Genomic DNA, 23329 nt, shown 5'->3' with positions numbered 1-23329 from the left:
TTCCTCACCTTTTCTGAATGATTTCATCTACTAATTTCTCTACCGCCCGGCGATATAGATTACTCATGTACGAAAGGGAAGCAATCAATAGCACCTGTTCTAAATAATCCTCGTCCTTATCTTCTAATTTTATCACTTCAGACTTTGTTGCAACCGCAATATCTTTTACATCTTTTTTAAAGGTTTCCACATTTTCGTTAACTAGTTGAAGATAGCTATTGTAAAAATGCTCCAACGCAAAATCACTCGTCATTATTTTCTCGTTTAGTCCTTCAAACAACACCTTTATGTCCTTTATAGACATATTTCCTTTCAACTGATAAATAAGACTAATTAGTATAATATGATCCTTTGAATACTTTTTATTTTTTATTGGGAAAAATAATTTCCCCTTCGCATAGTTATTTATCATCGTCTTTGTTAATATTTTTTCTTCTTCATCACGCTTCGTACTATTATATGTATTTTCAAAAAGCTGAATTACTTGATCCATGTATAAGTCAATGTCTGGAATATTCTCTAATGTTATATTTTGTTCTAAACTTAATGCAGTCAGCAAATCTTCTATTTTTTCCACAAATATACTCCTCGTATCATTATTTAATTTTCTGCTTTCTAGCTTTGGATTTATGTAAGTTTCTATCGTTCATTTTACTGTACAATTTTTTGAAAGTAAACATTGACTACATTCTGTTATTCCTATATTATTATAAGTAGTTTCGAAAACTACATGTTGTATTAGGAGGATTAATAATGGGGAATTACATTCGTGAACCAATTAACAGTCTCACACATTTGGCTGGTGCAGTGCTTGCTTTTTTTGCATTACTAGCAATGGTAATTAAAGCAGCAGAGGATGCTGGATCAATGCTTAGTCTTTTTGCCGTCATCGTTTTCGGCATTAGCATGATTTTGTTATATTCTGCTTCTGCCACCTATCATATGGTAATTGCAAAGGATAAAGTCATTGCCTTTTTTCGAAAAATTGACCACTCTATGATATTCTTACTGATTGCCGGCACCTATACACCTTTTTGTTTAATTACACTAAAGGGCACATTAGGTTGGACATTATTTGCCATTATTTCCACAATTGCCATTGCTGGAATTGTCTTTAAAATGGTTTGGTTTCATTGCCCAAGATGGATTTCAACTGTACTTTATATTGCAATGGGCTGGATTATTGTGTTTGTCTTCCCAAGCCTTTCAGAAAAACTTGCAACTGGTGGAATTACTTTATTAATAATCGGGGGCGCAATGTATACAATTGGAGGAATCATTTACGGAGCAAAACCAAAGTTTTTACAGTTTAAACAAATGGGGTTCCACGAAATCTTCCATGTATTTATACTTCTCGGAAGTCTGGCACATTTTTTAAGCGTATTTTTATATGTACTATAATCCATCATGATCATCATAAAAACAGGGAAGCCTGCTATCCTTTAAACACCATCAAATCAATAGAAATGATGGAAGGTTAGCACGCTTCCCTATCGTTTAACTATCGCTGTAATAGCTCTTTCTCCTTTTGTCTCAATTCCACTCTACGGATTTTTCCAGAAGTGGTTTTCGGTAATTCCTCTACAAATTCAATTTTCCTTGGATATTTATACGGTGCAGTTAGTGCTTTGACATGCTCCTGTAGGTCACCAATTAGCTCCGGATGATTGCTGTCCCCGGGATTTCGCAAAACAACAAATGCTTTGACAATATTACCGCGGTCCGGATCGGGGCTAGCAATAACAGCACATTCCTTTACCGCTGGATGCTTCAATAAGGCGTCCTCGACTTCAAATGGTCCAATTGTATATCCAGAGCTAATGATAATATCATCCATTCTACCCTCATACCAAAAGTATCCATCTTCATCCTTCTTCGCTTGATCTCCTGTTACATACCAATCACCTCGATATGCATTCCTCGTGCGCTCCGGATCTTTATAATACTCTTTAAATAAGATAGGCATCGTTTTATGGACCGCAATATCCCCTACTTCCCCAGGCTTTACCGGCTCCCCTTTTGCATTAATCACTTCTATTATATATCCCGGCATCGGTTTGCCCATAGAACCCGGGCGAATTTCCATTTTCGGCAATGTGCCAACCAATAAAGTATTTTCTGTCTGTCCGTAGCCATCACGGACATCTACATGAAAATATTGTTTAAAGGTTGTAATTACTTGGGCATTTAATGGCTCCCCTGCAGAAACAGCGCTTCGAAGCTTCGGCAAAGAGTATTTTGCTAGATTATTAAGCTTCGCCATAAATCGGTATTCTGTTGGTGTACAGCATAATACATTCACCTCATGCTCTTGAAGCAGCTCTAGATATTTTTCTGGATCAAATTTTCCTTGATAGACAAATGCAGTAGCTCCCATCCCTACGGTTGAAACAAATGGACTCCATACCCATTTTTGCCACCCCGGTGCAGCTGTTGCCCAAACGACGTCCCCCTCTTGAACATCTAACCATAATGTTGGGGCTACCTTTAAATGAGTGTACGCCCATCCATGCGTATGTACTACCGCCTTCGGATTACCTGTAGTTCCAGAAGTGTAAGGTAAAAATGCCATGTCATCTCTTTTCGTATTTGCCCCTTCATAGAATGCGCTTTCATTATTTGCTAGCTTTGATAAGGAGGTCCACCCATCCACTCGTTGTTCACCAATAGTAAATTTTCTTTCTAAAGAAGGCAGTGACTCGTCAATCCGATCTATTTCTGTCGTGAATGAGGAATAAGCAATAACTGTATTTGCCTCCGCATGGTTAATTCGATAGCTAAAATCTTTGGCACGGAGCATCTCTGAGCATGGAATAATGACTATTCCGGCTTTTAAACAAGCTAAATATAAATAATATGCCTCTGGAACTTTCGGTACAATTAATAATGCTCGATCTCCCTTTTTTATCCCTTGATTCAATAATGCATTGGCATATTGATTCGTTTTCGCAATTAATTCGGGATAACTTATCGTAAGGATTTCCCCGTTTTCACTTACCCACTTAATAGCGATTTTACTAGAGTCGGATGCAAATTTTTCTACTTCCTTAACAAAATTATAATATTCAGGTGCTACGAACCGTTCTGCTGCATTCATTTTATACCCTCCTTTAAGACAATATTTCTTTCTATTATACTAATATTTCGTAAAATTTAGTATATTGTTTTATAAAAATTTCAATGTGATTTTTTTCAACAAGTACCTTCTTCAATACGATCGTTTCATCACCTTTTACTAATGTGTTACAGTTGTTCATTGTAAGCGATTATTGAATAAGAGAAATTTTATTTCGAAAACAATGAAGTTTTCGAAACATATAAATAAAGGTTCGTCCTTTGACTGTCGGATGAAAATGGATTAATCTCATTAATGAAGAAACGATTATTTAGGGGGATTTCATAATGGCAGAACATCAATTTCATTTAAAAGCACATTGGCCCGGGTTACGTAATGATGTGGGGCAAATTGAAGCAGGAAATCTTGTAACAAAAATCTCCATTCCTCCACAAATGGAAGGTCCAGGAATTGGGACAAATCCGGATGAAATGCTATTAGGTGCTGCAGCTACTTGCTATATCATCACATTAGCTGCTATGATGCAAAGAAGCAATTTAGAAAAAGAAGATTTATCTATGGAATCTGTCGGTATCGTCGACGTTACAAACGGAGTTTTTACATATAAAAAAATCATTCATCGTCCTACCATTGTATTAAAGGAGGATGCGAGTCAGCGTGATAAAGATCTGGCACTGAAACTCGCTACAAAGGCAGAAAGTTCGTGCATGATTAGCCGGGCAATTCAAGGAAATGTGGAGCTTGAATTAGAGGTGAAAATTGAAACAGCAGAAAAGGTATAATCATGGAGTAGAAAGGATTGTTTATGAAAAATAAAAAAATCGGTTTTATTGGTGCTGGAAATATGGCAAAGGCAATTATTGGGGGAATTGTAAATTCCCATTTAGTGCCTGCAAAAAATGTATATGCCTCTAATCGTACAGAGGCAAAGCTTGTCGAGCTTAAGCAGGAATTTGGAATTACAATTGCAACCGACAATAAAGTAATTGCGAAAACATGTGATATTGTATTTCTTTCCGTGACACCAGAAATGTACGAAAAAGTTATTGAAGAAATTAAAGCTTCTATAAAAGATAACGCAATTATTATTTTAATTGCAGCTGGTCAATCCATTGAGCAAAATGAACAACGTTTCCAACGACCAGTAAAAATTGTAAAAGCAATGCCAAATACACCTGTGCTCGTTGGTGAAGGAATGACAGCAATTTCTACAAATGCTTTACTAACTGCTGGGGAAAAGGAAGATATTCAGAAATTATTTGAAAGCTTTGGTAAGGCTGCCTTTATAGATGAATCCTTGATGGATGTCGTCACTGCAACAAGCGGTTCATCACCTGCATATGTTTACCAATTTATCGAGGCATTAGCAGACGGGGCAGTTATGCACGGATTGCCGCGAAAGGATGCATACCTATTCGCCGCTCAAGCAGTACTCGGGGCAGCAAAAATGGTATTAGAAACCGGTATTCATCCCGGAGAATTAAAGGATCAAGTTTGCTCCCCTGGAGGAACAACCATTGAATCAATCGCAACATTAGAAAAACATGGCATGCGCTATGCGATCATTGATGCCATTGCAGCAAATATTAACAAATCCCGCTCCATTCATTAAAATAGTTATTCATCCATTTCCCAATAAGGAAACCAAGAGTACGCACTTTACTCTTGGTTTTTTATTTAGAATAATTTCTCCCCAATAGCTCCGACAATATTTACAAATAGCGGATGTCCCACATGAACCATTCCCTTCATTTCACCATAAAATGATGTTAACTTTTCTAACATAAAATTTTTAAAATTGATTGACAACTCAAAATTTAATGCTAAAATTATGGATATATTACAAATGTTATATTTTCTAACATGAAAATGTAATAAAAAATTATCTTTCATAAGGGGGAAAACGAAAAAATGGAGATGGATGCAACATACTTAATGAACAGTTTATGGACCATGATTGCTGCAATTTTAGTTATTTTTATGATAGGCGGGTTCATAATGCTAGAGGCTGGCTCTACTAGAATGAAAAATGCTGGCCATATCGCAGGGAAAACAATTTTTACTTTCGGTCTTGCTTCACTAGTATTTTGGGCTGTTGGGTATGCATTTATTTTTGGCGGAAACGCTAATTTCTTTGTAGGCTTAACCGATTTCTTCTATGGCGGTGATTTAGCAGCGGACGGGTCGCTAGCCGATACCGTATTCTTTCTTTTCCAATTAGCATTCGCCGGAATTTCTTTAACAATTGCACTTGGCGGATTTGCAGAAAGAGCAAAATTTCCACTTTATGTTATTTTCGCGATCCTTTTCGGTGCCATTGTTTATCCTGTTGTCGCACATTGGATTTGGGGAGGCGGCTGGTTAGCTGAACACGGTAAACAGGACTTCGCAGGTTCCACTGTCGTTCATTTAACTGGTGCGATGGGTGCATTAGCTGCTACTATTCTATTAAAACCTCGTATTGGAAAATATAACAAAGATGGTTCGGCAAACAACTTAGCCGGTCACAACCAAGTATATACTGCATTAGCTGTATTAATTCTTTGGGTTGGCTGGTTCGGATTTAACGCTGGTAGCACAGTTTCTGTAGATGGGGCATTCTTTGGTTATGTAGGCTTAACGACCAACTTAGGTGCTGCTGCTGGAGCAGTTGCAGCAACATTAATTTCTTGGATTGTTCTAGGCAAATCCGATATTCCAACAATATTAAACGGCGCTTTAGCTGGGCTTGTTGCTATTACTGCATCTTGTGCGTTTGTTGCTCCTTGGGCTGCAGTAGTAATCGGCTTTATCGCTGGAATTTTAGTGTTCTATAGTGCAAGATTCTTTGATAAGATGAAAATTGACGATCCTATATTTGCATTGTCCGTCCACGGAACTGCAGGGGTTTGGGGAACACTATCCAACGGATTTTTCGCAACACCTGAATTAGTAGAAACAACTGGTGTTGGTAAAGCTGGTTTATTTTACGGTGGCGGATTCGAGCAATTAGGCGTGCAAGCACTCGGTGTTGTCACAGCTGGTCTTTTCGCTTTTGTTGTTTCCTTTCTCATCCTATATGTTGCGAAGCTAGTAATGGGTGGAATTCGTGTTTCGGAAGAAGAAGAAATAATGGGATTGGATATTAGTGAGCACGGAAGCTACGGCTATCCAGAACAAATTACTGCAAATGATTCAAAAATAACTTCATAAGTAAAAAGCCTCTGAAAAGGGGCTTTTGCTTTCTAATAAAGGAAGGTTGCTATGGCTGAATTCGATTGCTATGAAGCTATTAACCAATGGAAAACAAATAATATAATGCACTATATGACAAATCCTAAAGCGTTAAATCAATTTCACGATCTCATTATGGAAAAAGTATTTCACTTGGCAATTACTCGCCTCCTTCCAAATAAACCACCTTGTGACTTTTGTTGGTTCATCACCGGTAGTGGCGGACGGTTGGAGCAAGGCATGATTAGTGATCAAGATCACGGAATCGTATTTCAAACGTATAGCGAAGAAAACAATGCCTTTTTCTTACAGCTAGGCAAGGAAATATCCGATGGATTGGATATTGTTGGATACCCTTATTGCAAAGGTAATGTCATGAGTGCTAATCCCCTTTGGTGTAAACCACTCAGCGAATGGAAAAATCAACTAGTTTCCTGGATGGAAGAAGGTAGCTGGGAATCGATCAGAAATCTACAAATCTTTTATGACGCAAGAAGCTTAATAGGAAATGATTGCTTTCTACATGGGTTAAAAAAAATGATTTTCGAATACGAAAGGAAGCATCCTCCGCTACTAGAACGGCTAATGGATAATATTATGCATATTAAAAAGGCTATTGGTCCGCTTGGCCAAATTATCGTAAATACAACTGGTGAGCATCGCGGCTCGATTGACTTAAAATATTCAGCATTTATTCCATATGTGAATGCGATTCGGCTACTATCGATAAAGGAAGGATTATTGGACACGTCGACAATTGCAAGAATGAAACAATTATCTACAATTGATAACTATCGATTGCAAATGAAAAACTATATAACAAACTTCAAGGCTTTGTTAGAGTACCGACATACCCTTTCCAAAGTAAACTCTTACGAGGAAACACATTATTTAAATATTCAGCGGTTACCACCCTCCAATAGGAAGGAAATAAAAAAAATTTTAAAGGATGGGAAAAATCTCCATCAATATGTACATTCACTTATAAAGAAGGGTGTTTAAGATGGCTTTTGAACCAATTATTCATTTAATGCGCGGCATACAAAATCGATTAAATGGTAGCAGTCTTCGTCTTAACGGAAATGTACAAGATCCTAAACAAATCGCATTTTTACGTCAGCTCCAAAAAGAGATGCGACAGGAATTTGTATTAGACATTCCACTAAACGAATTAAATGTCGTCGTCTTCGATATTGAAACAACGGGTTTCTATCCAAATAAAGGAGATGAAATCATTTCCATAGGTGCCGTAAAGGTTATTGATGGAAAAATTGCAGAGGATCAAGCATTTTATTCTCTTATCCAAAGCAATGGAGAAATTTCAAAGGAAATTCAGTTGCTAACCGGTATAACAAATGAACAAATAAAGGATGCTCCCCCCCTTTCCGAGGTTCTTATCCGTTTCTTTCAATATGTACAAGATTTGCCACTTGTCGCACATCATGCAAATCACGAAAAAAACTTTTTACAGCATGCAAGCTGGCTATTATACAAGCTTCCGTTAAAACATCGGTTAATAGACACCTCCTTTCTGTATCGTATTGCAGACCCTCAATTAAATATTGTTAAATTAGAGGATTTTTGTGAATATCATCAAATCCCAATCGAAAACCGCCACCATGCGCTCAGTGATGCAAAGCTCACGGCAAAGCTTTGGTGCATTTATATCCCAAAGGTTCAAGGGCTTGGTTGTCATACTCTTCGAGAATTGTATGAGCAACTCGCATTAATAAAATAACGCTATCCGTACGTAAAAGAGAACATCTTCCATATAAGGGGAAGCCCCCCTTTCCTCACACTATTTCCATTCCCTTTCCAACCCTATAGGTTAAATTAAATTTTATAATATTTCACCAAATTGTAATTTACAATTTCGAAAAACTGGTTTATTATTATTTTAATAGTTCTCAATAAAGAACAAATTGTGCAATTTCGAGAACAGATAGAAAGAGAGACATATTACCTGGGAGTTCTTTACGAATTGGGAGGGGTATTGTTGGAGAACCTGTTTATTACAGAGGAAAGAAAACAAATTCAGCAGCAAAATAGGCTGGATTTAGGAGAAATGCTAACGGACAATATTTTTAATGTAACAGGGGTCAAAAATTCATATATGCGCCCACGAATTGTTGCATTTATCCCAGCGCATAACGAGGAAAAGTCGATTCGAGATTGTTTAGAAGGTTTGGCAGACCAAACCTTACCGAAAGATATTGATCTCGATGTATATGTAATTGCTGATAACTGTACCGATCGAACCGAGGAACGTGCATTGCAAGCAGGAGCTGATTTTAACCTTAATCTTGTCGTTCTAACTACAAAAAACAATAAACAGCGGAAGGTCGGTGCATTAAATACCGCATGGAAGCATATTTACGGTGATAATCTCGATATATATTTTAGAAAATTAACACAGTGGCAAGAGGTTTATAAGCAATCCATAAAGGCAGTGCTAGGTATGGATGCCGACAGCAGACTCGCACCTAATGCACTTAATTATTTATGGGATGGACTCATGAGCTCTCGAAACATCGGTGGTGTCATGGCGAAGTATACGATGAGAATGCCAAAGAAGAAAAGCGCACTCGCAAAGGATGATCCGCACTATGAGGAAAAAATTGCGAGTGGAGAATACGGTGGGCCGCTCACACGTTGGTGGACCCATCAACAAAAGCAAGATATGGCAAGCTGGATTTTGGATATCCAATATCATGGTGGAAGTACGTATGTCCTCGGTGGTCAAGCAACATTATTTCGTCCAGAAGCTCTTCAAGACATTACAGAAGAAAACAAGCTAGATGGACCATGGCAGGATGAAAGTGATGTAGAAGATATGCTATTAACATGGCAGCTGCAAAAATCCAATTGGAAAACATTGGTCAGTCCGAAGGCGCGTTGCTTTGTAGATGCAATGAAATCCTATCATACATTTCGCCAACAGCGGAATAAATGGCAATCTGGTACTGTCAATTTATTAACTAGTAAAGATATTGATGTAAAAACGAGACATCGTGGAAAACTTTGGCGAGCACAAATAAAAACCTTTGTCGACCTCATTACCCGCGTGCTTTTTTTATTGTTATTAACAGTAGCAATCGCAACCGACCAATTTTATTGGTCATGGATTTGGGCAATTCCAGTAGTCCTTGCCTCTATTTTAAATATGATACTTGCAATTAAGACTCCAATGCATCGAACGATTGATGTCGTGATGGCAGGCTTGCTTATAAGTCCGGAAATATATTTATGGGCCAATTTAGTAACCTTCTGTCAGGTATGGTTGGAAAAAATGGCAGCACATAAGAAAGATGGATGGGCAAATCAATATAATGCTGAAGGCGGAAAAACAAGTAGTAAACTAGTGCATGGGATTATCCTAGCAACATTACTTGTAGGTATAGGTGTATTCCTTTGCATTAATTACCGCGATTTCCTCACAAGCCAAATGGTGCAAGATGCACTATATCCATATTTAATGTCTGGCTGGGTAGTGTTAACCTATTTAACGATTTTCGCTTCAATTTATATGGTTTATCAAATTTGGACATTACGCGGAAGACATTCTGCTTAATAAACAGTTTACGTAATCACGAGGCTGGGACATAACAATTGATGTTTAAGTGTAAGACGAACAATCATTCGGATAGCGGAGGAAATATACGTAGACTCCTGCGGGAGAAGCATGAGCCGAAGACCCCGCACGAAGCGTATCGGAGTAGGCTAAGGCCATGCCCGCGGAAAGCGAAGTATATTTCCGGAGCGAATTTACCTACTTAACTTTGTTCGGATTCTCTTACATAAAAATACTTTTGTCCCAGCCTCTTTTTTATCTCTCAATCAAAGTTGTAATCGAAAATAGACAACCATCGCATGTGTTCACAATGAAACGACCATACTAACAAACGAAAGGAGAGAGACAAATGGACTTCGATATATCTGCTATTTATAATCAAATGCCTGACTTTACTACACATGAAGAGGCAAGAGCCTGGTTTAAAGAGCAATTTCATGATCAATTTCTTTTGAAAACAACCGATGTGATAGACGGAAAACGCGTATTTTACTATCATTTAATAAAGCATCCGGAAAAATATGAGGAATTTGTGAATACGTTGCGGAGTGATAATACCGAAATAGACAGTCTAGATTTGTTTGAAAGCTACTCCACAATAGAAATAAGCGAGGATGGTAATATTAGCTTCACAATATAAATTTAATTAAAAAGAGGTTTGGACAAAAGCCTACTTCAAAAATAAGAAAGGACACTTTCTATTCCTATAAGAAGTGTCCTTTCGCCATATTCTTAAGTGCCGTCTTATCCTTGCTTTAACGTACGCTTTAAAAATTCTCGTGTTCTCTCTTCATTTGGATTGCTAAATATTTGTTCTGGAGAACCGGCTTCTGCAATTACGCCTTTATCCATAAATACAACGCGATCCGATACTTCTCTAGCAAATTCCATTTCATGGGTAACAATAAGCATTGTTAACCCTGTATTTGCTAGCTCCTTCATTACCTTCAAAACCTCTCCAACCATCTCTGGATCTAATGCCGATGTAGGCTCGTCAAATAACATAACATCCGGCTCCATCGATAATGCCCGTGCGATTGCTACCCGTTGCTTTTGTCCACCAGATAAATGCTTTGGTTTCGCATTAATATACTGCTCCATCCCTACGACAGATAAATACTTTCTAGCAATACTTTCCGCTTCCAGCTTCGAACGCTTCAACACTTGAACCTGCCCAACCGTACAATTTCCTAATACATTCAAGTTATTAAATAAGTTAAAATGCTGAAACACCATTCCTAATTTAGTCCGATATTGGTTAAGATCATGCTTATCATCCAAAATGTTCTCGCCATTATAAATAATAGCTCCACCTGTTGGTCGTTCTAAAAGATTCACACAACGTAATAAAGTTGATTTACCAGATCCTGATGAACCTATTATCGAAACAACCTCTCCTTTTTCAACAGAGAAATTGATGTCCTTTAACACCTCATGAGCACCATAGGATTTACTTAAATGCTGTATATCGATTACCTTTTCCATTATTCTCCCTCCTTATTAATCCAGCACTTTTATAGTGTAGCTTTTTCATTTTGTAAGGAACTACCAATCATAGTGTAATTATCTGGTCCATCCAGCTTCCGTTCGAAATAGCGTAAAATTCTTGTAATCGTAAACGTCAAAATGAAGTAAATGACGGAGGCAACAAAGAATGATTCAAAAAATCGGAAGTTCATTCCGGCAATAGAATTTGTTACAAAATACAACTCAGATACAGAGATAACGTTAAGGACGGAGGTATCTTTAATATTGATGACAAACTCATTACCTGTTGCGGGTAGAATGTTTCGGATAACTTGTGGAAGTACAACATTTTTCATTGTTTGCCAATGATTCATACCAATTGCTCTAGCAGCCTCGAATTGACCTTTGTCTACTGATACAATGCCACCGCGGACAATTTCTGCCATATAAGCACCTGTATTAATAGAGACAATTAAAATAGCGGCAACAATTCGGTCCATATCAATTTGAAATGCCATCGCAATACCATAAAAAATAACCATCGCCTGCACAATCATCGGCGTGCTTCGAAAAATTTCTATATAAATTGAAAATATTACATTTACAATTTTTAATACTACTCGTTTCACTTTGCTTTCTGGTCGCGGAATCGTTCGTACAATTCCAATCAATAAACCAATGACTGCACCAATGACCGTTCCGACAAGGGCAATTAATAATGTCAAACCTGCTCCACGTAAAAACATTGGCCAATAATCAATGAAAATCTTTACTATATATTCAAAGCTCATGTCTATCCCCCTCATAAAATAGGATGCCGGCCACTTGTGGCAGCCGGCGGATTCGTAATTATTCTGCAGTTGGTTGATTTTGTATCGCTGCATCCATAATATCTTGACGCTCTTGTTCGGAAATACCTGATAAAATTTCATTTATTTTTTCTGTATATTCATAGCCTTTTCGTACGCCAACTGCTGTCGTTGTTTCTTCTATCGATGTTTCAAACCCATCGGTGAGTTCAATCATGACAAAATTATCATTTGCAGCGGATGCACTAATACCTTCTGGACGTTCCGATACATAGCCATCAATAATTCCAGATTCTAGTGCAACACGCATTGCTGGGAAGCTATCCATTGCTGTTTGTTTTTTCACACCATCGATTTGGTCAATCACGTTGTAGTGGAATGTATTATTTTGCGCAGTAATTTTGGCCCCAGTAAAATCCGCTAAAGAGGTTGCATTCTCATATTTTCCACCCTTTTTCACAACCATTACAAGTTGTGATGTGTAATAAGTATCCGTGAAATCAATTTTTTCCTTGCGTTCTGCTGTAGGTGACATTCCTGCAATTATTGCATCAATTTTATTTGCTGATAATGCTGGTTCTAAGCCTTCCCATTTTGTTTTCACAATAACTAATTTTTTACCTAAACCTTCTGCAATTCGTTTTGCAATTTCTACATCATAGCCACCTGCATATTCTGCAGAACCGTCAATTTTCACTGCACCGTTTGCATCATTTAATTGTGTCCAGTTATATGGGGCATAGCCTGCCTCCATCCCGACTCGAAATACATCATCCGAACCGCTAGCTTCACTTGCTGTGTCATTCGATCCACAAGCTCCTAATACAAAAATAACCGATAATAATAAACCAACGAAAACTATTACTTTTCTTTTCATTCCTTCTTCTCCTCCTAATGTTTTGATGTATCATCGCATTGGGAAAACTACAACGCTTTGAAGGACTTGATTCAAACTACCATGTTTTAAAAACACAAAAAGGCAGTCTGAGATGAACTCAGGCCGCCTTATATACACAGTCATACCTAGTCCCTCAACTTTTTCCCAAAATGAGATAGCCCAACTCAATAAACTAGGGTCGTTTATTGAGACAGTCCTGCAGCTATTAACTACAAGCCCAGCATGCAATATCGAGAACTATTGCACACTTCGGCGATATTTCCTTCTCCTTAGCTTCTACGTCTTCTCCAACTCGACTAAGGACTGTTAAATACCGCGCCTCTACCCCACTAGTAAAAAGTGAGGTCATATTAAATTATGTTTAGTATTCTACTATAATAAGTTAGGTGTGTCAAATACATTTCATGCTAAACTCTATTAAAATAAATATATTCTCTTAGAAACAATAAAAGCAGGATATGTATACTGCCCCGATCTACTTATTTGCTAATTAGATAGTTTTTTCCAAATCCGCAGATGTTCTTTTTTCTAATGCATAGCCAATTCGCATAAAAATGAATACTCCTAAAAACCCAATACATGCAATAAAAATAGACATTCCGAAAATGGACATATATGCACTAATCATAACGGTTATCGAACAGATTAATTGAGATAAATTATATCCCATTCCCCCAATTGCTAAATACGAGCTGCGTTTATCTTCAGGAGGTAGCGTCGCCATATAGTTTTGTTCCACAGGCACTCGTAATACCTCGGCAACAGAGGCAATCAGCATAGCAAAAAATAATAACCACAAATTATTAGTGTAGGAGATGATTCCATAACCTAGAACAAATGCAGCACAAGTAATAATTAACACATTACGGTCTTTAAATCGGGAAACAAATTTTGCAGCAAACAGTGCTAGTAGCACTACTAAAATCGTGTTCTCTGTTCTAAGTAAGCCGGTAACCTCTATTCCACCAACTTCATAGTTAAATATTTTTATACCTGGAAAAGTATCAGCAAGTCGTATTCCAATATAATTTCCTAATTGGAACTCCATCGACATTACAAGTACAATCGCAACACAATAAAGGATAAATAACTTATCTTGAAAAACTTCTTTATAGCCATGAAACATTTGCGAGGCGTGTCTTGTCAGCTTTTCCGCTTTTACTTTCACTGGAATAAAGCTTTCATCAATAAAGAAAACAATTAATATTAACGTAATCAGTGACGTAATGGACAATGCAATCATTAATTCAAATAAATAATCTTCAAAAAGGAAGCCACCAAGTGTTCCACCTATTGCAATCGACATATTCGATGCCCAGTACATGATGGAAAACATTTGCTTTCGTTCCTCTGGCTTACTTACATCAATCAGCATTGCCTGATTTGCCGGACCACCCAATGCCCAGCATATCGTGTTAATGGTCATCATGAAATATGTAATCAATGGAGACACAAACCATGGCGAATTACATAGCATCATGATTGTAAACGCGATAAAACGTAGCGACTCTGCGAACACTATCAATTTTTTTCGTCCGAAATTATCCGAAAAATAGCCACCAAAGAAGGATAAGCCAATTCCTATAAAGACGTTTATCAATAATAAAAGCCCAGTAATTTTTACACCAAAATAAGCAGATAAATAGATTGCCATAAACGGCAAAATCATATTACTAATTGCGGTGCTTAAAAAAGATTCGATGATTCGAATTTTAATCGTTCGATGAAACTGTGAAAAAATCATTCCACACCCTCTTTTCATAACAAATTTGCTTGGAATGAAAGGATAGTACAAATAACATTTATTTATCGTTGTTTTTCGTTACGGTTGTTGTATTTCCGACTTAACCACCCATCGAAAAAGCTATGATGAAGCCACCATTTTACTATTTGCCTAAAATTTCATTAATTACCGCAGCAATTATCAGTATAGAGGGATTTATCACATAAAACAATATTCTTATATAATTTTTTCAACTCTAATAAATTTGATGAACATGAAGCATAAAAAAAAGATTAACCACGAATAGCGTAGTTAATCTTTTTCCATTGTTTAGCGGGCTTCCTGCTTCCGATAGCTAGAAAAACTGTTGCTCGCCATTTTCTTGCCAATCTTATAGAGAATAAAGCCGATTAATCCACCAAGGGTATTCATAATAACATCATCAATATCTGTTGCTCTCGGTAAAAAGAGCTGCGTCACTTCGATTAAAATCGATAGTCCAAGACAAGTACCGACTGCAGGAATTAATTTTTCAAATCTTTTCCAAAGCAATGGTAATATAAAGCCCATCGGAATGAAAATGCCAATATTTCCAAATACCTCAATCAGTAAATAATTATTATTGCCATTTTCAATAAAATAACTGGTTTCCGCTATTTTATGGAGAGGGGTTAAATTAATTCTATCTTCTTCTACATCTCGGAAATCAAATGTAAGCTTTCCGTCCTCAATAATCAACTCGGAAAATATTGTTTGCGAGGCAAGTCCAACTAAATAAAGACAAAGTATAATAAATCCAACCTCGTGTAAAAAGCTCGATTTCACTCCTCGATATTTTCTCCATCGAACGAGGATTACCCTGCCAATAACTACCAATGGCAATGCTAATACCATATAGGGAAGCATATCCAAAAGATAAGATTCAATTGCACTCATTTACTACCATCCTTACTACCATCATTTCCCTATTTACAAAAGATATTTGCATATTATTTCTTCAGGAATTGAAATTTTGATTTAAATTTTTGATGTCTATAAGTATACTGGAATTAGTCAGAATAATGAACCCGTCACAAACATTTTTTTCTCTGACATCCATCACGAGATTCAACAAGACTATCGAATACATGCTTTCGTATAAGGAGGGAAAGGTTTTTGCAAAGCAAAGAGCAATTAATAAATGATTTTTCTACATTAATTTCCTTTGTTCAGTCGCTAGCAGCATTAGATGAAAAAAGATGGCTGACACCTATCCAAGAGGGAAAATGGACAACAAGAGACATTATTGCACATATAATGCTTTGGGATAAATATTTTTTAGAAGAAGCGATAATAAAAATCGTCGATCAGCATCCTGTTACTGTCAAACATTTAGATTTCGATCAATTTAATAAAAATGCAGTAATTTATGCGAAAGGAAAAAGCAAACAGGAAATTTGCGATATGGCCATTTATTACCGTGCAAAAATAGTTAGCCATTTAAAATACCTATCAGATGAAGAATTTTTCAAAGAACATATCGTTGGGGACGGCAACAAATTCTCAGCTTACTCTTACATAGAAGATTTTATTGACCACGATACCCATCACATAAACCAAGTGAAAAAATTTCTTGCAACTAGCTAATGGATTTTTCCTATTATTTTCATTAAAATATTTGCTATATCCTATTTCCTTGTTATGGAAATAATTTAAGTTGGTGAAAACGTAATGAAGAATAAAATTATTATTCAAATCGTCGGCCTCCTCGCTTGCCTCATTTCTTTTTTAATCGCATGCGGACTCGGATATTTTATTTGGATAGGAACATCATTAAGCAGGGCATTAAATTCCAGCACCCCTGCCACGTTTGAAATATTGATTTTCATTCCGATTATCATTATATTTATTAGCTGTATTTTTACCTTTATATGTACCTTTAAATCACTTCAAAAAATTACGAGGGTACTTTTTATTATCCACTGTATAGTGATCGGGATTTGTTATATAACCATTTCCACTTTGGGCAGCTTAGGGAATTTTTTTGAAAACATTTTCCTTTGTAATGGATTGCTATATTTATTACTGGCTGTGTTGCATATCTTTCCCTTTAAAAAAAAATAATTACAGGAAACAAAAATCTGAACAACTACATTAATTTGTAGTTGTTTTTTTCATATGTAGTCCAGGTAAACTTTTATATGAGTAATAGCTTCGAAAATAGTCATACTAAAAAGGATCGGGTGAATTCGTAAGTTCATCAGAAAAGCAAATTATAGTAAGGAGTTTACGACTAGTGAAAAAGCTGTCTACCGTTTTTAACGTTTCAGCAATCCTATTAATTATTCTCGTGGCTTTTGGAATTATTGCCCCCCATCTGCTCGAAGAAGTTACCGCCAACATCCAGGCTTTTATTTCTAGCGCCTTTGGTTGGTATTATCTTATTATCGTGACCATTTTCCTTTTAGTTTGCTTCTATCTATTTATTACACCGGTTGGACGGATAAAACTAGGGAAGCAAGAGGATAAACCTGATTTTTCTCGTGCTACATGGATTGCCATGTTGTTCAGTGCAGGGATGGGAATTGGTCTTGTATTTTACGGATCTGCAGAACCTATTAGCCACTTTGCGATTAGTTCACCAACTGGAGAGGAAGGCACGAAGCAAGGAATTAAGGACGCACTTCGTTTCACCTTTTTCCACTGGGGATTTCATGCGTGGGCAATATATGGGATTGTTGCATTAATACTCGCCTATTATATTTTTAGAAAGAATGAGCCCGTCACTATCAGTTCTACCTTACGACCAATTTTCGGTTCCAAGGTAAATGGAAAGATAGGGAAGGTAATCGATATTATCGGCGTTCTTTCCACTGTATTCGGTGTAGCTACCACCCTTGGCTTTGGAGCAGCGCAAATAAATGGAGGACTTTCCTATCTATTTGATATTCCATCAAATTTCTTGGTTCAGTTGATCATTATTGTGATTGTTACCGTGCTATTTATTTTCTCCGCATTATCTGGACTAGGAAAAGGAATAAAAATTTTAAGTAATACGAATATGGGGCTCGCATTTTTATTGCTTGCGATCATGTTTATTGTCGGCCCATCCCTACTTATTTTAAACTTGTTTACTGATACAATCGGGAATTACTTACAGGATTTATTAAGGATGAGTTTTCGCTTATCGCCATTGGATGAAGAAAATCGGACATGGATTAATACATGGACCATTTTTTATTGGGCATGGTGGATTGCATGGTCACCATTTGTCGGCATCTTTATTGCACGTGTTTCCAAAGGCCGTACAATTCGGGAATTTATCCTTTGCGTATTGTTATTACCATCCATAATCGGCTTTTTCTGGTTCGCAACCTTTGGTGGCTCTGCGATTGCACTTGAATCTGAAGGAGTAGCAAAGATTTCTGAATTACCATTAGAGCAATCCTTATTCGGTGTTTTTGCAAATTATCCTTTAGGTACACTATTGTCCATTTTGGCGATCATTTTAGTAATGACCTTCTTTATTACTTCTGCGGATTCCGGTACTTATGTGCTAGCAATGATGAGTACGAATGGTTCACCGAATCCTTCGAATCAAATGAAAGTACTTTGGGGAATTTTACTTACCGCCATAGCATTAGTGTTACTATATTCCGGCGGGCTAATGGCACTACAAAACGCAATGATTATTGCAGCTCTTCCTTTTTCTGTAATCATCATTTTAATGACGATTAGTTTACTGAAATCTTTAAATAAGGAGATGAAAGAAATAAACCGGCATTTTCATCCGAAAAGGAAATAAAGGTTATTGGGCTGTCTGTATTTTCTAAGGATACAGCATAAAAAAAGGCACTTCTCATGTTTTGAGAAGTGCCTTAATTTTCAATTGTACCGTTTATTCTTTTACTACACCATCATACGTTAAAATTGCCTTGTATAGTTCTGGGCGGCGGTCGCGGAAGATTCCCCACTCGATTCGTTGGTCTTCTAATGCGGATAAATCGAACTCTGCTACTAACACGTCCTCGTCTGTACGATTAGCTTCAACGATTACTTCGCCAGTTGCATTTGCAATGAAAGAGGAGCCATAAAAATTAATTTCCGAGCCATCGATTACTTCTTTTCCGATTCGGTTCGAGGCAACAACCGGAACTAAATTACATGCAGCATGTCCAATCATACAACGTTGCCAATGATCCTTTGAATCGATAGAAGCATTTTCCGGTTCTGAACCAATCGCGGTTGGATAAAATAAAATTTCCGCTCCCATTAATGCCATAACTCTTGCGGCTTCTGGATACCATTGATCCCAGCAAATTCCAACGCCAATTTTTCCGTATTTCGTTTTCCACACCTTAAAGCCAGTGTCTCCAGGATTGAAATAATATTTTTCCTCATAGCCTGGACCATCAGGAATATGGCTTTTACGATATACACCTAATACCTCGCCATCCGCATCAATTACAGCTAAGGAATTGTAGCGTGCATTATTTTTGCGCTCATAAAAGCTAATAGGAAGTACTACTTGTAATTCTTTTGCTACTTTTTTAAAGTGATTAATTGCTTTGTTCTCTTCTACCTCTGTCGCTAAATTATAATATTCCGGTTTTTCTTTTTGGCAAAAATATAATGTCTCAAATAGCTCCTGAATTAAAATAATTTGCGCTCCTTGGGCAGCAGCCTTCCTTACGAGACGATCTGCATTTTGAATATTCTCTTCTATATTATTTGAGCAGCTCATTTGTGTTGCTGCAACAGTTACTTTACGCATGCACTAACCTCCTATCGAATCCCTTTTGGCATTTGTTGTGTTATACAATGAACATTTCCGCCCTCTTTAATAAGCGGCATTCCATCTACAGGAACAATTTTACGCTCAGGGAATACCTTTTGCAAAATCATTTCTGCTTGTTTATCGGTTTCTATCGCCTCGCCACCAAAGACAGGTAAAATAATTCCGTTATTCACAAAATAAAAATTTATATAGCTTAACGTCAATCGCTCATCGCGATACATTCGTACAGGTGCCTGTGGAATTTCAATAATTTCTAACTTTCTTCCTTTAGCATCTGTTGCATTACGCAAAATATCCAAATTTTCTCTTGTAATTTCATAATTCGGATCGGTTGGATCATTACATACTTGAATAATAACCTTTCCAGGTGCTGCAAAACAGGCTACATTATCGACATGACCATCTGTTTCATCACCTGACAATCCACGCTTCAACCAAATGATTGTCGATACATTCAACTTGCTTTTTACTTCTTGTTCGATTTCCTCTCTTGTCAAATGCGGATTACGATTTGGATTTAACAAGCATTCCTCTGTTGTTAACAAAGTCCCCTCACCATCAACATGAATGGATCCGCCCTCTAACACAATGGAGGAATCAATGCGAGCAATATTTAGGAAATCTAAAAGCTTCGGCGCTACTTCATCATCTAAATGATAAGGGGTGTATTTTTCACCCCATGCATTAAATTTCCAATTAATTGCCGAAAGCTGTTTATTTTCATCCCAAACAAATGTTGGACCATTATCTCGGAACCAAGCATCATTGTGAGGAATGGTTAATAATTCAACCTTATCTCCACATAAGGATGCCGCTAGCTCTTTTGTATCTTCATTTACAATTACCGTAATCGGTTCAAATTCCGCAATTGCCTTTGCTACATTCGCATATCCTACACATACTTCTTGATAATTTTCTGGCCAAACTAACGAATCCTTTACCGGCCAAGAAATAAATGTTCGTTCATGTGTTTCCCACTCTGCAGGCATGAAGGGATGTAATTTGTTCTGCATCTGTTTACACCTCTTATTATTAAGTAGTTTTTTCTATTTATATTTATCATCAACGAAAAAGCCATCAATTATTATGGATTCTACTTTGTTAATCGTTAGCAAAATAGACTCTAAATGCTATTAAACTATATTTGTCCGAAAGTGTAAATAATTTTACTATCCTTTACGCTCTGGTAATTTTTTCGGATCCTTTGACAAAGAAAAAGAGATTTTCCCCTCTTTGGAAAAATCACCTCTTCTTTTGTTTATTATTTTTTCTCCCATTTCCTTCTTTTTGCGTTAACAGCATAATTTTACTAACTCGTACATATTTTCAATTCCTACTATCGGAATTCATGAATTTATTTAGGAGTCGCATACAATTATATATGTTACGATTAATACCACTAGATTCCTATGTTATGATAGTTATAATGTTAATAAAGGGGGATAGGTAATATGGAAATAAGTGAGTTAATTAAGGCACGTCGTTCGATTGGGGCGGTGGAGGACACGCCTGTTCCAGATGACGTTATTCAAGCATTATTGGATGCAGCAACATGGGCACCAAACCATAAAAAAACAGAGCCTTGGAAATTCCGTGTCGTTACTGGGGTTGGACGCGAAAAATTAGGTGAGGAAATGGCTCGAATTACAGCAGCAAATACGAAGGACTTAAGTGAAGAAGATGCAGCAAAAAAAATTGAAAAGGTGCGAAAGGGACCCCTTAGAGCACCTGTCATCATCGTTATGGCCGTTAGTCCTTCTGGGAAGGTTCCTGAAATCGAAGAAATCGTCGCTTCTGGCTGTGCCTTACAAAACCTATTATTAACGGCAACAGATAAAGGATTAGCTACAATTGTACGTACCGGTGATATTGCACATGAGCCTGAATTAAAAGCATATCTTCAGTTAGAAGACAATGATAAAATTGTTGGCTTCGTTTATGTCGGTTATCCGAAAAAATCTTTTGAAATTAATGGATCTCGCATTCCATCGGAAGAAAAAACCATTTGGTTTAAATAAACAATTTTAAAGCCAAACACATCAACTCAAGTAAAATTGCCTTTGATGATGTTTGGCTTTATTTACAGGTCATGATATTAAAGGATTAATAAAACAACTAAGTCGTTTCCGCTTTGCTTTTCTTCATTTTTCTTCGGTGGTATCTCTCGTAATAATTTTGTCGATAATTCCATATTCCAATGCCTCTTGAGCACTCATAAAATAATCACGATCCGTGTCCTTTGCAACCTTTTCCACTGACTGACCGGTGCGTTCCGCAATTATTTTGTTAATATGCTCCCGCGATTTTAATATTCTTCTCGCGGATATTTCAATTTCTGTTGCTTGACCTTGTACTCCGCCAAGTGGCTGGTGAATCATGACCTCACTATTTGGAAGTGCATATCGTTTTCCTTTTGCTCCTGCCAATAATAGCATCGCACCAAAAGACGCTGCCATTCCTACGCAAATCGTACTTACATCTGGTTTAATATGCTCCATCGTATCAAAAATCGCAAATCCTGCTGAAATTGACCCACCTGGACTATTAATATAAATAGAAATATCTTTTTCTGGATTATCTGCCTCTAAAAATAACAACTGGGCAATTACGCTATTAGCAACCTGATCATTAATTTCATCTCCAATAAAAATAATCCGGTCCTTTAGTAATCGTGAATAAATATCATAGGATCGCTCCCCACGATTCGATTGTTCTATTACATATGGAATTACACTCATATCCTTTTCCTCCTTTAGGCAGCCATACAGTATGGAGAGGTGGTCGAATGATTAGCATTAGATGGCACTGCTGCTTGCTTAGGCATGATCGCAATAGTAGTAATGTATGAACATCCTTCTAATAAAATTTGCGGATCATCCTGTTGGAGTGATTGATAAATGGACTGTGAAACTCTTTCCTTTTCATCCTCTGTCCAAAACGATTCTACCGTATGCGAATTGTTATTTTTTTCCAAGCGGCGTTTTGCACGATGAAGTAATGATTTAACAGCCATTTCGGTCATATTCATATGGACAGCGATTTCCTTCGCTTGATATAGAAACGCCTCTTTTAATACATAAATTACTGCTTGCCTTGGCGTTAAATTAGTCATTAGTAATCCGACCATATCCAATAGTTCATCAATATGATTGGAGATGACCATTTCGTTTACATCAGCAGTATTAGCAGTTACCTCATACTTTCTTTTCCTCATGTTGTCGATCCATTGATGATACGCAATTTTGTGTAAAAGCGGACTACTCCATTCGGATATATGATATGACCGAATGGCTTTTATAATGACATCTTGCACTAAATCATCTGCTTCCCATTTGTTCCTCACTAGAAACAAAGCATACTTAAACAGCCTATTATACAGCTGCTTTACATTTTCCTCCTCCAACATTTCCCAATCCAATCCAACAGCACCATTTGAAGAAACCATTCCACCCACTCCTTAAAAAAAACCTCTCAACTTTATAACGAATATCTGAAAGAAAAAGATACGGCTTTTTTAATTTTTGTTTGGTTTTCGTATAGATTATTGCTTTTTCTAAAAAGACCAAGAGACTGAATACATGTGCTTCGCTTTAATAAACTATCCCATGAAATAACAACAATCCTATAGTAAACAGTCCTATTTTTTTGTTTTTCTGTATTCCAATGATTATTGTTATTTATTGATAAAGAAAAAGCTTATATCATCCGGTATACAGGAAGACTTGCTTCCACTTGCTCACTGTTCTTTCTGCGCACGTTACTCCAACCGCTATATTCTATAGTATACTTTTTCCT

The 23329-nt window shown here is 37.0% G+C and carries 22 protein-coding genes and 1 riboswitch; of the genes, 11 read left to right on the top strand and 11 right to left on the bottom strand.

Annotated elements, in window-relative coordinates:
* Positions 1 to 4 precede the first annotated feature (4 nt).
* Positions 5 to 577, bottom strand: coding sequence for a DUF1836 domain-containing protein (locus OEV98_RS12980; protein WP_263073730.1), 573 nt, complete (start codon positions 575 to 577; stop codon positions 5 to 7).
* Positions 578 to 753: 176 nt separating this feature from the next.
* Between OEV98_RS12980 and trhA the strand changes: the two genes are divergently transcribed.
* Positions 754 to 1401 (top strand): PAQR family membrane homeostasis protein TrhA, encoded by a 648-nt coding sequence (gene trhA, locus OEV98_RS12975; RefSeq protein WP_263073729.1) that lies wholly within the window; start codon positions 754 to 756, stop codon positions 1399 to 1401.
* A gap of 100 nt (positions 1402 to 1501) precedes the next feature.
* Here the strand turns inward: trhA and mbcS are convergent, their stop codons facing one another.
* Positions 1502 to 3097, bottom strand: coding sequence for an acyl-CoA synthetase MbcS (gene mbcS / locus OEV98_RS12970; protein WP_263073728.1), 1596 nt, complete (start codon positions 3095 to 3097; stop codon positions 1502 to 1504).
* 305 nt (positions 3098 to 3402) lie between these two features.
* On the opposite strand from mbcS, the gene OEV98_RS12965 reads away from it, so the two are divergent.
* The 7 genes from OEV98_RS12965 (at position 3403) to OEV98_RS12935 (ending at position 10500) form a co-directional block, all read left to right on the top strand.
* On the top strand, positions 3403 to 3858 hold the full coding sequence (locus tag OEV98_RS12965) for an OsmC family protein (RefSeq protein WP_263073727.1): 456 nt from the start codon (positions 3403 to 3405) through the stop codon (positions 3856 to 3858).
* Positions 3859 to 3881: 23 nt separating this feature from the next.
* Positions 3882 to 4688: a pyrroline-5-carboxylate reductase gene (gene proC / locus OEV98_RS12960; RefSeq protein ID WP_263073725.1), complete on the top strand. Its 807-nt coding sequence runs from the start codon at positions 3882 to 3884 to the stop codon at positions 4686 to 4688.
* Positions 4689 to 4993: 305 nt separating this feature from the next.
* Positions 4994 to 6268 (top strand): ammonium transporter, encoded by a 1275-nt coding sequence (locus OEV98_RS12955; RefSeq protein ID WP_263073975.1) that lies wholly within the window; start codon positions 4994 to 4996, stop codon positions 6266 to 6268.
* A 51-nt stretch (positions 6269 to 6319) separates the two neighbouring features.
* On the top strand, positions 6320 to 7291 hold the full coding sequence (locus OEV98_RS12950) for a DUF294 nucleotidyltransferase-like domain-containing protein (RefSeq protein WP_263073724.1): 972 nt from the start codon (positions 6320 to 6322) through the stop codon (positions 7289 to 7291).
* A gap of 1 nt (position 7292) precedes the next feature.
* Positions 7293 to 8027 (top strand): exonuclease domain-containing protein, encoded by a 735-nt coding sequence (locus OEV98_RS12945; RefSeq protein WP_263073723.1) that lies wholly within the window; start codon positions 7293 to 7295, stop codon positions 8025 to 8027.
* 327 nt (positions 8028 to 8354) lie between these two features.
* Positions 8355 to 9860: a glycosyltransferase family 2 protein gene (locus OEV98_RS12940; RefSeq protein WP_263073974.1), complete on the top strand. Its 1506-nt coding sequence runs from the start codon at positions 8355 to 8357 to the stop codon at positions 9858 to 9860.
* 349 nt (positions 9861 to 10209) lie between these two features.
* Entirely contained in the window at positions 10210 to 10500 is a 291-nt protein-coding gene (locus tag OEV98_RS12935; protein ID WP_263073722.1) for a hypothetical protein, read from the top strand.
* Positions 10501 to 10604: 104 nt separating this feature from the next.
* On the opposite strand, the gene OEV98_RS12930 is transcribed toward OEV98_RS12935, so the two are convergent.
* The 5 genes from OEV98_RS12930 to OEV98_RS12910 all read right to left on the bottom strand — a co-directional run bounded on the left by OEV98_RS12930 (position 10605) and on the right by OEV98_RS12910 (position 15693).
* Positions 10605 to 11345 carry an amino acid ABC transporter ATP-binding protein gene (locus tag OEV98_RS12930; RefSeq protein WP_263073720.1) on the bottom strand — a complete coding sequence of 247 codons (741 nt, stop codon included), beginning with the start codon at positions 11343 to 11345 and terminating at the stop codon, positions 10605 to 10607.
* Positions 11346 to 11374: 29 nt separating this feature from the next.
* Positions 11375 to 12118 (bottom strand): amino acid ABC transporter permease, encoded by a 744-nt coding sequence (locus OEV98_RS12925; RefSeq protein WP_263073718.1) that lies wholly within the window; start codon positions 12116 to 12118, stop codon positions 11375 to 11377.
* Positions 12119 to 12176: 58 nt separating this feature from the next.
* Positions 12177 to 13013: a transporter substrate-binding domain-containing protein gene (locus OEV98_RS12920; protein ID WP_263073717.1), complete on the bottom strand. Its 837-nt coding sequence runs from the start codon at positions 13011 to 13013 to the stop codon at positions 12177 to 12179.
* Positions 13014 to 13181: 168 nt separating this feature from the next.
* Positions 13182 to 13366, bottom strand: a riboswitch (Lysine riboswitch).
* A 158-nt stretch (positions 13367 to 13524) separates the two neighbouring features.
* Complete coding sequence (locus OEV98_RS12915) at positions 13525 to 14778, bottom strand: MFS transporter (protein ID WP_263073715.1); 1254 nt, start codon at positions 14776 to 14778, stop codon at positions 13525 to 13527.
* Positions 14779 to 15087: 309 nt separating this feature from the next.
* Positions 15088 to 15693, bottom strand: a complete 606-nt coding sequence (locus OEV98_RS12910) for a VanZ family protein (protein ID WP_263073714.1) — start codon at positions 15691 to 15693, stop codon at positions 15088 to 15090.
* A gap of 219 nt (positions 15694 to 15912) precedes the next feature.
* Here OEV98_RS12910 and OEV98_RS12905 point away from each other — a divergent pair, with 219 nt between their 5' ends.
* Entirely contained in the window at positions 15913 to 16383 is a 471-nt protein-coding gene (locus tag OEV98_RS12905; RefSeq protein WP_263073713.1) for a DinB family protein, read from the top strand.
* A gap of 649 nt (positions 16384 to 17032) precedes the next feature.
* Positions 17033 to 18541 (top strand): glycine betaine uptake BCCT transporter, encoded by a 1509-nt coding sequence (locus tag OEV98_RS12900; protein ID WP_263073712.1) that lies wholly within the window; start codon positions 17033 to 17035, stop codon positions 18539 to 18541.
* 93 nt (positions 18542 to 18634) lie between these two features.
* Here the strand turns inward: OEV98_RS12900 and aguB are convergent, their stop codons facing one another.
* Entirely contained in the window at positions 18635 to 19510 is an 876-nt protein-coding gene (aguB, locus tag OEV98_RS12895; protein ID WP_263073711.1) for an N-carbamoylputrescine amidase, read from the bottom strand.
* Between the two features lie 11 nt (positions 19511 to 19521).
* Positions 19522 to 20547 carry an agmatine deiminase family protein gene (locus tag OEV98_RS12890; protein WP_263073710.1) on the bottom strand — a complete coding sequence of 342 codons (1026 nt, stop codon included), beginning with the start codon at positions 20545 to 20547 and terminating at the stop codon, positions 19522 to 19524.
* A 438-nt stretch (positions 20548 to 20985) separates the two neighbouring features.
* Here OEV98_RS12890 and OEV98_RS12885 point away from each other — a divergent pair, with 438 nt between their 5' ends.
* Positions 20986 to 21552: a nitroreductase family protein gene (locus tag OEV98_RS12885; RefSeq protein ID WP_263073709.1), complete on the top strand. Its 567-nt coding sequence runs from the start codon at positions 20986 to 20988 to the stop codon at positions 21550 to 21552.
* A 123-nt stretch (positions 21553 to 21675) separates the two neighbouring features.
* Here OEV98_RS12885 and clpP read toward each other — a convergent pair whose 3' ends face one another.
* Complete coding sequence (clpP, locus tag OEV98_RS12880; RefSeq protein WP_263073708.1) at positions 21676 to 22272, bottom strand: ATP-dependent Clp endopeptidase proteolytic subunit ClpP; 597 nt, start codon at positions 22270 to 22272, stop codon at positions 21676 to 21678.
* A 14-nt stretch (positions 22273 to 22286) separates the two neighbouring features.
* Positions 22287 to 22979 carry a sigma-70 family RNA polymerase sigma factor gene (locus tag OEV98_RS12875; RefSeq protein ID WP_263073707.1) on the bottom strand — a complete coding sequence of 231 codons (693 nt, stop codon included), beginning with the start codon at positions 22977 to 22979 and terminating at the stop codon, positions 22287 to 22289.
* Between the last annotated feature and the right edge of the window lie 350 nt (positions 22980 to 23329).

This window comes from Perspicuibacillus lycopersici, assembly GCF_025660475.1.
Classification (GTDB): Bacteria; Bacillota; Bacilli; order Bacillales; family Caldibacillaceae; genus Perspicuibacillus; species Perspicuibacillus lycopersici.
Note: the sequence above shows the minus strand (reverse complement) of the source record. Positions and strands in the feature narration are given on the sequence as shown.